Genomic DNA, 12,042 nt, shown 5'->3' on the forward strand with positions numbered 1-12,042 from the left:
AATATTAACTGTCTTCTTATTTATATTTTCATGATCTACAGAGTTGCGTAGTTTTAAAACTACTTAAGTGGGATGTAATACTACATTCGTAGTGATGTATTTTTACACAGTATGCTTAAGTTTTTTGTATTCTGAGGTTTAAATTTGTACTATTAAAATGAATGAGTTCCATTTCTGAAATTAATAGAACTATTAATTCAGTAATGATAAAAATGCAAATGAAAGAATAATACAAGATATTTAAACTTCAAAAAGTAGAAAAAAACATCTGTAGAACAGTACATTTATCTTAGCTTATAAAGCCTCTGTAAAAAAAATATTCTTTGTTTATCCTTAAACAAAAGGTCTTTTTTCTACTCATAATGCACAAGTTGATATAAGAATTATATGTACCGACTTATCTCGTATTCTCCACTTCAGAAAAAGTGTAAACACAAATATAAAAACAATGAAAAAAAATGTAACAACTTTATTAACAGTAGTCCTGTTGGCAGCTTCTGCCGGAGTTTTTGCGCAGAGGGCAGGTGTAGGTATTAATACCGCAACTCCCAATTCCACATTGGATGTCAATGGAAAACTGGGAACCGCTGATCCGGACGGATTTCAGGCACCACGGCTTACCCGGACACAGCTTTCTGCTAAAGGAGATACCCTTTATGGAGCTGATCAAAAAGGAGCATTGATCTATATTACAGATATCTCGTCGGGTGATAATACCGGACCAAGAGTGAATATTGATGCGATTGGATATTATTATTTTGATGGTGCACTATGGCAGAAAGTAATTAGTAATAATATTTATAACGCCGATGGTACCCTTACCAATACCAGAACGGTTACCCAAAATGGAAAGGATCTGAAATTCGTGAACCAGCAAACCACAACTATTAATAATAGTGTAGGTCTTGGTATTGTACAGGATTCAGGGACAGGAACAAGATCAACAATATCCTTAACAAATGGAGGCGATCCCAGTTTGCATATTTTTACAGATACCAACGCCGCAGCACAAATCAAGGCTGCAGGAAACAGTACAAGTTTATCAATAGGGACAGGTAATACTTCAGCGCCCAGTGGTATTTTATTTACTACAACACCTACCAGTGGATCTCTTGGTGCTGAACAACTCCGTATTGCACCGGATGGAAATTCATTTTTTGCAGCAAATGTTGGTATTGGATATGCCAGCACAACGTTTGCCCCAGGTGAGAAATTAAAAATAAGCGGGAGCATTACTACAGCAACCGCCACCTATCCTGATTATGTATTTGAAGAATATTACACCGGCAAATCTTTACTGAATTCTCAATATAAATTTTTGAATCTTTATGATACAGAAAAATTTATTAAGAATAACAATCATTTACCTGGCGTAACTTCTGTTAATGATTTGGTAAAAACGGAAAATGGACTCTATTCGTTTAATTTATCTGAACTTTCAACCCAGACATTAGAAAAGGTAGAAGAGCTGTACCTGCATGTTATAAAGCAGCAAACGCAGATTGACGCTCAAAAAGAACAAATTAATGAACTCCTTCATTTAACCCAAAAATTACAAAAGAAAAGTAAATCAAAAAAACATTAATACAATCATCATAATAATTTACTATTATGATAAAATACGATTAAAAAAACGGAATATTTATTCCGTTTTTTTCTTTTACATACATTCTGTGAGCTTTAACTATTTTTCATAATACTAGGTTTTTTGTGCATTTATTTATGTTTGTGTGTTTGGTTTCTATCGCCCAGCCTCACAAGATCCACAGTATTCTTAATATTGAGTTTTTTATAAATTCTTGCTTTATAAGTACTCACCGTGGAAAGGTGAAGGTTGAGTTCATTCGATACTTCAATATTCCCATACCCTTTTACTAAAAGATCAAATATCTCTTTTTCTCTCTCGGATAATGTTTCAAGTGGATTGATGGGAGTGTCTTTTTTAGCAGAAGAAACAAGTTTTTTTACAATTTCGGGGGAGTAGTAGTTTCCGGTTTCCAATATTTGCTGGACTGCTTCCAGGATATTATTTTCATCCGATAATTTATTTATGTAACCATCCGCTCCTTCAATGATATATTGTATGGCAATATCATTGTCGTATACCGAAAAAACAAGGATTTTAAGATCGGGCTGTATTGTTTTTATTTCACCCATCATACTTAAATATTTGCTTTCCGGCATATTAATATCTAAAATTAGCAGGTCAAACGACTCTGCATATAATTTTTCTGTGAGCTCCATGTAAGATTCTGCACAGGAAATTTTTACATCTTTGTAGTGAGATTCCAGAATCAGGGTAGTGCCTAATCTTACTACGAAGTGATCATCTGCAATAATAATTTTTCTAGTCATCTTTTTGTTTTTTTATTTTAATGGATATTATCGTTCCGTTAGGAGTATTATTTTTAAATTCAATTTTACCATTGATCATCATGAGCAGCTGAAGAATAAGATGTAATCCTAAACTGTATTTTTGTAAAACCAGCTTTTCATTTTCAATATTATCCTGAAGTTTTTCATAATACATCATTTGTTCCTCGCTCATTCCTTTACCTGTATCTTTTACCTCCAGGAAAAAAGTCCTGCTGTCTTCAGTGGTAGAAAGCTCTATAACTCCATTGGTGGTATTTTTAACGGCATTGTCTATGAGATTATGAATGATAACAGCAATCACATTCTGATTGTTTTTTGAGTAAGTGGGATCTTTAATATTATTGATGATAAGCGTGTTTTGCTCTTTAGCTGCACCTTCAAAAAGAGCTTTTTTGGCTTCTACTACCTCATAAATATTATAAATTTCATTTTTTTCAGAAATGTTATAAATCTCTGCATACTCCTTTAAGGTTTTCACGAAATTGTAAAACTCTACAGAAGATGTGTAGAAACTTTCGAAATATTTCTTTTGTATGTAACGGTCATGTTCGTCTGTCTCATACAACTTTTGGGCGGTAATGGATAAATATTTTACGGGCGTAATAATGTCATGACTTATCGTTTCCAAAAGTTTTTTCTGCTGTACACTCTCTTTTCGGAGCTGTTCCTTGGTATCTTCCAGTTTTGAAACTGCTTTTGATAGTTTACGGGTTCTTATGGCAATAATTTTTTCAAGTTCTCGTTTTTTCTGTTCCTGTCTTTTTATTCTTATTTTAAAGAATGTAAATACAATAAAGACCAATAGTAAAATGATAAAGAATTTAAAAATAAGTGTTTGGTGAAATAAGTATTTTACACTGATATTAATTGTTTTATAGATGTATTTTCCTTTCGGAGAAGTCAATACCCTCACTATTAGCTGATATTGGCCTGGCTCCAGGTTTGAGATATAATATTTACCATCACTGCTTACTCTTTCCCATTTTTCATTCTTGGAACCTTTCAGCTTTCCTTCGATAACCAGATTAGCTCTGTTAGCATAATAAGGGACATCTATTAAAATGACTGCTTTATAAAAATTGTTTTCCAGATGAATTTTCTGTTCTTTGATACTGCTTTTGGAATCATAAAATATAACCCTTTCCAGAAAGACGTTTTTAGGATAATAACTTCTTATTTTTTCAGGATCAAAAAATACCAGTCCTTTGATAGAAGGAAATACAAAATTTCCATTCTGGAGAACTGCCGAGCTTGGAGAAGATCCTCCATTGAACTCATTGGTATTAAAACCGTCTTCCTTACTGTACCGGTAGTAGCTTGGTAAAGTTTTTTTGTCTTTAGAATATTGCAGCAGATTGTTTTTCAAAACCTTAAACAAGCCATTATTGGTGCTGATCCAGAGAAAACCGTTTTTATCTTCCAGAATCGTATGTGAAAATAAAAGATATCCGTTTTTGTCTTCGGGCATTTTAATGAGTTCTCCTTCTTTATATAGAAAGAAACCATTTCCCTGAGTCATGATCCAAACATTTCCATCCTTTGTTTTTGTAATTTCTCTTACATGTAATGAAGCACCAGATATTTTTTTAGGGCGGAAAGAAGGTGCTTCTATTGAATATAAAGCGTCTCTGGTAGCTATCAGCCATTTATTTTTGCTCACCTCCTGAACTGATGTAGCGATATTGGGAATGGAAAACTGTAAAAAAGGATTTTTAAAGGTAGAATCCTCATAGAAGATGAGTTTAGACTGTAACGAGGGCAGATGAAACACGATAACATAGTTGTGGTTGATATTTAAAACATAAGGTGTTGTTTTTGTGAAATACAGAGATTCATTTGTTGAGTAATTGGAATCTCTGAAAAAACGGAGTAATGAAGTACCATTTTGAACAAGAATATTTTTTTTGCTGTCATAAAATAAAAAATATTTGCTTGTGGTAGTAAAATGATATTGTTTTACCAGTCCGTTTTCATTGTAAACATCTCCTGAAGAAGTAATTACTTTATCATTGTCAAAAGGGAGTATGGAATAAAAAATATTTTCATAAGATTTATTGGATCGGTTGGCCACATGAAAATTATTAAACTTCACTACATTCAATCCGTCTGATAATGTTCCCAGATACAATTTATTATTAATCTCATCATGATAAACAGAGGCTAAAGAGTTTTCATTAAGATTATAATCTATCATTTTTTTTAATCCAATGATATTGTTGTGATAGGACACCTTATACAATGACTTATGATGGAAGATAAAACATTGATTGTTTATCTGGTTCCAGTATACTTTGACATTATTCTGGAAGAAAATCCCGGAGGCATTTAAATAACTAATTTGCCCTGAAGATATTCTGATGATTTTTTTTGACTTCCTGGAAATGATAAAAATATTTTGTCCCAAACAAAAAGTTTGGGTTATATAGTTCTCATGAAGCCCTTTTACAGGTGCTATTTTTTTATCATTATAGTGTATAGTTCCATTATTAAACAGGTGATAGGAATTCTTTTGATCAAAATAAACGAAGAAATCTTTATGATCTGCTTTTTCCGGAGTTTCATTTTTTACAAATAATCCATAGTGCTTGTTTTCATGCAATGCTTTTCTTATACAATTGTTCTGGTGATCTAAAACACTTACGTTTCTTTTGGATACCAAAACAACATTTTCAGTATACGCTGTAAAATTATAAATAGAGTCTTTTTCAACACTTCCAAAAAAAGAAGTAAATCTGTTGTTTTTAAGATGAAGATGATTATACGTTACAAAATTAAACCCGTCATAACGCACTAGTCCGTTTTCTGTGCTGAGCCATATAAATCCATATTTATCTTTAAAGATATCTTTTACACTATTCTGTGGAACGCCATTATCTGTGTCATACCATACAGAAGCTTCTTGCTGGCTATAACAAAGTTGTACCCAGAATAGTAATAGCAATATGAATGCTTTATGATACATTAGGAGTGGTGATACATTTGTGTTTTAATCAATTGAATGAACATAAATGTAGTAAAAATAAATCATTGTTCAAAGAATTAAATGTCATTTATAAACTACATAATTCACAATTAAAAACTACAATATTACTAATCTATTTTTACAGTAATTATTTTACCTTTTGTCTGTATTAGTAGACATTTGTGCCAGTAATTTTAATGCTTTATTTAATCCTTAAAAGTTAAATAAATTCTCAAATTTTTTAAATGAAATCTTGTATTTATTTCACTTTATTGGGATTATTTGTATTTGTTTTTTTAAGTAATAATTGTTTTGCTTGATTAAATTATGAATGAAGTTTATTGGTCTTAAAAAACAAAAGATAGGCAATAAGTGAATAAATGCAAATAGAAAAACTGAGTATGATTAAAATTATAAAAATTACATTTTTGACATCATTGCTTTTTAGGGAGTTCAACCGGTGTTTTTTACAAACTTGCAGGATGAATAGGATAACAATATTCCGTCTGAAATCAAAATAAATACAAAGAAAATAAATAAGAATAGGCAATTTTAATAATTGAAGGGTAATGAAAATAAATAATAAGAAGAGAGTAGGTTATTTTATGACTTTTCAGCTGGTAGTTTTAGCGCTGCTTTTTTAGCGATTAGTATTCTCATGTATTTGGGGTATATTTTTGTTTTAGGGATTTTTTCCTTAATCACTTTATTGATACTTGTATATAAACTGTTAAAAATACAGTTTGTATTTGAATATGAAAATTCCGGACAGGTGATTTCCATTAAAAATTATCATTGGCTTTCAGTGGGGAGAAAAAATCCGGTCTTTGAAATGCCGCAAAAAAAAATTATAAGGATAGAAGTAAAAGAACAGACCTTTAGAAAATACTTAATCCTTCTTTTTTTAAATTTCTTCAAGGGAGGGTGTTAAGAAAAATATTGATATCACATTTTGTAGTGAGAATGAAACCCATAAGCTTTTAGGAGATATATCCAATAATTTACTAAAGGATGGATCAGGAACTTACTTCTTGTAAAAATATTACTTTTTGAATACAGATATAAATTAATTTAAGATGGAAAATTTGAAAGACATTCATATTGGTGCTTTGGTATATGAATGTGTTAATGAACAGGATATTGGTATGGGCAGAATCTGCAGATTCCTGCATTCAACAGAAAATGAGATTCTGGAAATGTATTCTAAGAAATCATTAGACGTGGATATACTTCTAAAATGGTCAAAATTATTGAGATATGACTTTTTTCGCCTCTATTCCAATCATTTAATATTATACGCTCCCATTGCCAACCAAAATAAAAATGGAGTGAAATCAAAACTGCCTTCAATTCCGGAAAAGTTTATATACAAAGGAAATTATAGACTATATATTGGAGCTCTTGAAAAATAAAAAGAAGACTCCGATAGAAATCATTAATCAATACAGAATCCCAAAATCAACATTGAATAGATGGATAAGCAAGTACAGACAATAAATACTGGTCCTAATTACAAACGGATTTATCATGATTTCATAGAGTCTAAATGCCCGGATAAACGGGAATATGTAAAAAAATATCTGTCAAAAGATACAATGTCTTTGTCCGATGTTTTAAAGATTAATAATATTATATTTTTTGATGAATTATCTAAAAGTCAAAAATTCAAATCCTATGATAAACAGGCTATTTTCGAAATGCTTGATTACCAGAAAAAGCATAAATTAAATAATAGTCAGCTAGCTAAGCATTTTAAATTAAGTAGAAATACCGTTACAAAATGGAAACGTATGTTTTTGGTATAATCTTCTACTTTTCATCTTTAAAGTAAAAAGTGTATATTATACTTCTTTTTTTTTTTCTAAGTTATTAAAGAGTATATCTGTTGGATATACTCTTTTTTATAATTAATTATCACAGTATGTCATATTTTATCTACAAGCAGTAGTTTTTATTGTACATCTCAGACCCTTTATCTCTACATGCTATTTTTGCTTCCGGAGAATAATTATGAGAAATTCGAATATGATTAATGATTAGATATTATATAGTAATTAATGAAGTTTTAAAAACTAAAAATGAAATATTCAGAGAGGGATTTTCTCTCTGAGTTTTACCAGAGGATATACCTTTAAAGCAGGGTTAATCAAACTTTTAGTTTTAAAGAACATGGCGTATGAACTAGTTTTTTGAACAATTGTTGTAGGTAATCTATATAAAAAGCATCTGTAAAAACAGATGCTTTTTATTGGTAACCACTATAACTATTTGTCTGACTTTATGATCAAATATAGTTCTTAGGCCTCTTTATCCTAAGGATTTATTTCTTCGCCTGCAGAGACAGGTTATCCATATAAACAGCCTGATGTACTCCATTCAGTAAGACTTTCAACCCTAAATGTGAATCTTTTTTCAAAGAAACAGTAAATATTTTTTTCTCTCCTGTTATCTTGGAAGGTTTAGTAATTGAAACATACGTTTTTACTTCGGAAGGATTGTCTACTGAGAACAGTTCTAATGTTGTTTCTCCTCCATTATCCGAAAGATCAAGAGAAAGCGTATAGGTTCCGGCTTTGATTTCCGGTGTTACCAGATACATATTTTCTCCAGGATTAGTCATTGAATAAAATACAATTCTTTTGTCACTGGCATACAGCATGGCTTTCCCGGCTTGAGCAGTCCAGCATTTATTGATATCTTTCCAGGTATCAAAGTTTTCCGAAAGAGTGGATACAGGTTTACACTGTGCATTGGCTGTCAGAAATCCTCCTATAACTGCTATTCCCGTAAGTACGAATTTTTTCATGTATTATTTTTATTTATAATGAGTAAAAATAATCAAAAAAAGATTGCCCCGATGGTATTACTTTATGATTTAAGTTAGCTTTTAATGGCATGAATGTTATCCGGAAAATTAATTTCCTGTTCAAATGTCTCAAATAAATTAAACAAGCCTACAAATTGAGCTGATTTATCAACATAAATGAGCCGATTGAGAAAACTGAAAATAAGGGCTTGCTCTAAATTTGTACTGCTAAAAAAGACAAATAAAAATGAGCAAAACAATATTTATAACAGGAATTTCCAAAGGTTTTGGAAGACTATGGACTGAAGCTTTTCTTAAAAGAGGAGATCGTGTAGTGGCAACTTCAAGAGATGCAGAAAGCTTGAATGATCTTGCACAGCAATACAAAGAACAGTTATTGGTTATTACACTGGATATAACAAACAGAAATTCTGTTTTTCAGGCCGTTCAGCAGGCAAAACAACACTTTGGAAGTATCGATGTCGTTATCAACAATGCAGGTTATGGTGTTTTTGGAGCCGTTGAAGAGTTAGATGAACACACCATTAAAGATGTATTTGATGTCAACGTTTTTGGAACACTGTGGGTAACGCAGGCTGTACTTCCAATATTAAGAGAACAGGGTCACGGGCATATTATCCAATTATCAAGTGTCCTCGGGATTTATAGCATACCTACGTTAGGAATTTATAACGCTACAAAATTTGCCGTTGAAGGTTTCAGTGAAGCGCTGGCTGGTGAAGTGAAAGAATTAGGAGTTCATGTCACGATGATAGAGCCTAATGGGTATACTACTGAGTTTGGTGGATCATCTGCCGTTATTGGAAATGAAATCTCAGCGTACAATGATGTTAAATCGAGACTGCATGAGATTGAAGGCGTTCCTCCGCAGGATTATGGAAATCCGGAAGCCACCGTTCCTGCCATTTTACAGCTTATCGATTCAGAAAATCCACCATTGCGTCTTTTTTTAGGAAAAATAGGTCTTCAAAAAACAAAGAAAGAATATGCTTCGAAACTTCAGGTCTGGGAAGACTGGAATGATATCGCGGTAGCGGCACAAGGTTAAACTTTTTCCCGTAAACAACCCCAAAATTCCAACGATTCATAAAATTATAAAAATGAAATATCATACGATTAATCCCGCTACAGGCGAATTCATAAAAGAATTTCCTTATCATACAGATGCGGAAGTAAATGAACTGCTTAGTACTGCACAACTAAGGTTTCAGGAAGACTGGAAATGGCGTCCGGTTTCTGAGCGAATTTCACTGGTGAAAAAAGCCGGAGAGATTTTGAAGCAAAAAAGAGAATATTTTGCAAAACTTGCGACTCTGGAAATGGGCAAGATCTCCAGATTCAGTGATCTCGAGGTGGATCTGGTCATAGGTATCTTTGATTATTATGCCGCGAATGCTGAAAAAATGCTGGCTCCCAGAGTTATTGAAGAAGAAAAAGATGCAGTGATCTTTTCTGAGCCATTGGGTGTCATACTGGCCATTGAACCCTGGAATTTTCCTTACTATCAGCTGGTCAGGGTAGCTGTTCCTCAGTTAATAGCAGGAAATGTTGTCTTAATGAAGCATGCTGAAAATGTTCCTCAATGTGCTCTTGCTTTCGCAGAATTGTTCAGAGAAGCAGGAATTCCTGATGGTGTTTATACCAATTTATTTTGCAGTATCGAACAGACAGGCCATCTCATTGATGATTTCAGAGTGAGAGGAGTAGCTCTTACAGGCAGCGAACGTGCCGGAGCATCCGTAGGTGAACGTGCAGGCAGAAATCTTAAAAAAGTAATTCTGGAACTGGGAGGAAGTGATCCGGCGCTGGTTTTAAAAGGAGCATCTCTGGATTATGCTGCAGAACAAATTGTTATGGGCAGAACCTATAATTCCGGACAAGGTTGTGTAAATATAAAACGGGTGATTGTAGTAGGACAGGAACGGGGGCAAAAAATGCTGGAACTTTTGAAAGAACGCTTTGCTGCCATTAAAATTGGTGATCCAAATGATGAATCAACAAGTCTTGGTCCGTTAGCGAGTAAAAGAGCACTCGATGGATTATTAAAACAAATAGAAGACGCTCAGTCTGCCGGCGCGGATATAATGGTTGGCGGTAAGCAGGTAGATCGTCCCGGGTTTTATCTTGAGCCTACAATTTTAACCAATATATCCAAAGACAATCCCCTTTATAAACAGGAAGCATTTGGCCCTGTATTATCCTTTTATATTGTAGATACGGAAGAACAGGCCATCCATCTTGCGAATGATATCGATTACGGATTGGGCGGATATATATTTGATGAAGATGTTGAGCATGCTAAGCAAGTGGCATCAAAAATCGAATCCGGTATGGTCTATATCAATTCCTGTTTCTCCGATGCCCCGCATTTACCTTTTGGTGGTGTTAAAAATTCCGGTTTTGGCAGAGAACTTTCAGAACTGGGAATCGGTGAATTTATCAATCGTAAAATGGTTCGGGTAGCTGGCTAGATCTTCCTATGTAAAATTATTTCAGCATAGTAAAAAATGCTCAAGACAAATACTCAATTAAACTTAAAAACATGTCACAACAACCTCATTCATATTTTGTGTTGCCGGAAGCAACCGAAGAGATCGAATCCTTTACTGTAAATATATCCGAAGAAGCTATTATGGATCTGAAACAGCGCTTACACCAGATTCGCTGGCCTGATGAAGAAATCGTAGACGACTGGTCACAGGGCGTTCCTCTCCATGCTGCAAAGAAACTCATAGAGTACTGGAAAAATGATTACGACTGGAAAAAATTTGAAAACCGAATCAATCAATATCCTCAATACCGTACATTGATTGATGGAGTAGGAATTTATTTTATTCATGCAAAATCTCCTCATCCCAATGCTATACCTTTATTGTTAACTCATGGCTGGCCGGGTTCAATTATTGAATTTATCGATGTCATCGACCGTCTGACTGATCCCACGAAGTTTGGAGGAAATGCTGAAGACTCTTTTCATGTAATTATTCCTGCAATGCCAGGTTTTGGCTTTTCAGATAAACCTAAAGAACAGGGATGGAATCCCGGCCGAATTGCAAAAGCCTATGCTTACCTGATGAATACAAAATTAGGGTATAAAAAATGGGTAGTACAGGGTGGTGACTTCGGTTCTGCCGTTACCCATGCTCTGGCAGACATGAAGCCTGACGGATTGGCTGCAGCACACGTCAACTTACTTTTTGTAGTGCCGGACGAATATCCGGCGAATCCCACAGAGGAGGAAAAGCGAGCTATTGACGGTATTGAAACCTATATCAATAAAAAATCAGGATATGCAGATATCATGAATACAAGGCCTCAGACGATAGGCTACGCTCTAAACGATTCACCGTTAGCACTGGCTGTCTTTATATATGAAAAGTTCTGGGAATGGACCGATAACAATGGCAAACCTGAAGATGCTTTAAGCATGGAGCAAATGCTCAATGATATTTCCCTGTACTGGTTTACAGAAACAGGCACATCCGCCTCACGTCTGTACTGGGAAGGGGTAGGCAGTACCATCAGAACTCATGCTTTTTTCTCCGCAAGCAGAGCTGCATCAGGGGTTATTACAACACCAATGGCAGCAACATTATTTCCCGCAGAAACTTTTACTCCACCCAAAAAATGGGCAGAAGCAGCGTGGTCAGATATCTTTTACTGGAATGAGGTAGAAAAAGGAGGTCATTTTGCGGCGTTTGAGGAACCGGAAATCTTTGCTGCTGAAATGTGGAAGGTATTCAAAAAATTCAGATAAAATTACAGCAGAAAATCTATTGCTGTTTACTACCATTCAAAATAGTAAATTGTGCCCCCGGAAGTATTAATCTGCCGGGGATAGATTTTTTTAGCAGGGAAGGTTTAAAAGAACAGGTTG

9 protein-coding genes are annotated in these 12,042 nt (G+C 34.0%); 6 read left to right on the forward strand and 3 right to left on the reverse strand.

Going from position 1 to position 12,042, the window contains the following annotated elements:
- Positions 1 to 448 precede the first annotated feature (448 nt).
- Entirely contained in the window at positions 449 to 1,585 is a 1,137-nt protein-coding gene (locus ACWPWS_RS02945) for a hypothetical protein (protein ID WP_454045429.1), read from the forward strand.
- Between the two features lie 131 nt (positions 1,586 to 1,716).
- Here ACWPWS_RS02945 and ACWPWS_RS02950 read toward each other — a convergent pair whose 3' ends face one another.
- A complete protein-coding gene (locus ACWPWS_RS02950; RefSeq protein WP_454045430.1) occupies positions 1,717 to 2,355 on the reverse strand; it encodes a response regulator in 639 nt (212 codons plus the stop codon).
- Complete coding sequence (locus tag ACWPWS_RS02955; RefSeq protein ID WP_454045431.1) at positions 2,348 to 5,317, reverse strand: ligand-binding sensor domain-containing protein; 2,970 nt, start codon at positions 5,315 to 5,317, stop codon at positions 2,348 to 2,350. The genes ACWPWS_RS02950 and ACWPWS_RS02955 overlap by 8 nt, the downstream gene beginning before the upstream one ends.
- A gap of 1,097 nt (positions 5,318 to 6,414) precedes the next feature.
- Here ACWPWS_RS02955 and ACWPWS_RS02960 point away from each other — a divergent pair.
- Both ACWPWS_RS02960 and ACWPWS_RS02965 read left to right on the forward strand, forming a co-directional pair.
- Complete coding sequence (locus ACWPWS_RS02960; protein WP_454045432.1) at positions 6,415 to 6,750, forward strand: transposase; 336 nt, start codon at positions 6,415 to 6,417, stop codon at positions 6,748 to 6,750.
- 60 nt (positions 6,751 to 6,810) lie between these two features.
- A complete protein-coding gene (locus ACWPWS_RS02965; RefSeq protein ID WP_454045433.1) occupies positions 6,811 to 7,143 on the forward strand; it encodes a helix-turn-helix domain-containing protein in 333 nt (110 codons plus the stop codon).
- A 515-nt stretch (positions 7,144 to 7,658) separates the two neighbouring features.
- On the opposite strand, the gene ACWPWS_RS02970 is transcribed toward ACWPWS_RS02965, so the two are convergent.
- On the reverse strand, positions 7,659 to 8,144 hold the full coding sequence (locus ACWPWS_RS02970) for a hypothetical protein (RefSeq protein ID WP_454045434.1): 486 nt from the start codon (positions 8,142 to 8,144) through the stop codon (positions 7,659 to 7,661).
- A gap of 247 nt (positions 8,145 to 8,391) precedes the next feature.
- Here ACWPWS_RS02970 and ACWPWS_RS02975 point away from each other — a divergent pair, with 247 nt between their 5' ends.
- From ACWPWS_RS02975 to ACWPWS_RS02985, 3 genes are all read left to right on the forward strand, one after another.
- Positions 8,392 to 9,213 carry an SDR family NAD(P)-dependent oxidoreductase gene (locus tag ACWPWS_RS02975; RefSeq protein WP_454045435.1) on the forward strand — a complete coding sequence of 274 codons (822 nt, stop codon included), beginning with the start codon at positions 8,392 to 8,394 and terminating at the stop codon, positions 9,211 to 9,213.
- A gap of 52 nt (positions 9,214 to 9,265) precedes the next feature.
- Positions 9,266 to 10,636, forward strand: a complete 1,371-nt coding sequence (locus ACWPWS_RS02980; RefSeq protein WP_454045436.1) for an NAD-dependent succinate-semialdehyde dehydrogenase — start codon at positions 9,266 to 9,268, stop codon at positions 10,634 to 10,636.
- A 71-nt stretch (positions 10,637 to 10,707) separates the two neighbouring features.
- Complete coding sequence (locus tag ACWPWS_RS02985) at positions 10,708 to 11,922, forward strand: epoxide hydrolase family protein (RefSeq protein ID WP_454045437.1); 1,215 nt, start codon at positions 10,708 to 10,710, stop codon at positions 11,920 to 11,922.
- Positions 11,923 to 12,042 lie beyond the last annotated feature (120 nt).

Source organism: Chryseobacterium sp. Marseille-Q8038 (assembly GCF_965111995.1).

Coding starts and splice junctions, on each gene's coding strand:
- ACWPWS_RS02950 (WP_454045430.1), bottom strand. CDS start 2,355: ATGACTAGAAAAATTATTATTGCAGATGATCACTTCGTAGTAAGATTA.
- ACWPWS_RS02985 (WP_454045437.1), top strand. CDS start 10,708: ATGTCACAACAACCTCATTCATATTTTGTGTTGCCGGAAGCAACCGAA.
- ACWPWS_RS02970 (WP_454045434.1), bottom strand. CDS start 8,144: ATGAAAAAATTCGTACTTACGGGAATAGCAGTTATAGGAGGATTTCTG.
- ACWPWS_RS02945 (WP_454045429.1), top strand. CDS start 449: ATGAAAAAAAATGTAACAACTTTATTAACAGTAGTCCTGTTGGCAGCT.
- ACWPWS_RS02975 (WP_454045435.1), top strand. CDS start 8,392: ATGAGCAAAACAATATTTATAACAGGAATTTCCAAAGGTTTTGGAAGA.
- ACWPWS_RS02965 (WP_454045433.1), top strand. CDS start 6,811: ATGGATAAGCAAGTACAGACAATAAATACTGGTCCTAATTACAAACGG.
- ACWPWS_RS02980 (WP_454045436.1), top strand. CDS start 9,266: ATGAAATATCATACGATTAATCCCGCTACAGGCGAATTCATAAAAGAA.
- ACWPWS_RS02960 (WP_454045432.1), top strand. CDS start 6,415: ATGGAAAATTTGAAAGACATTCATATTGGTGCTTTGGTATATGAATGT.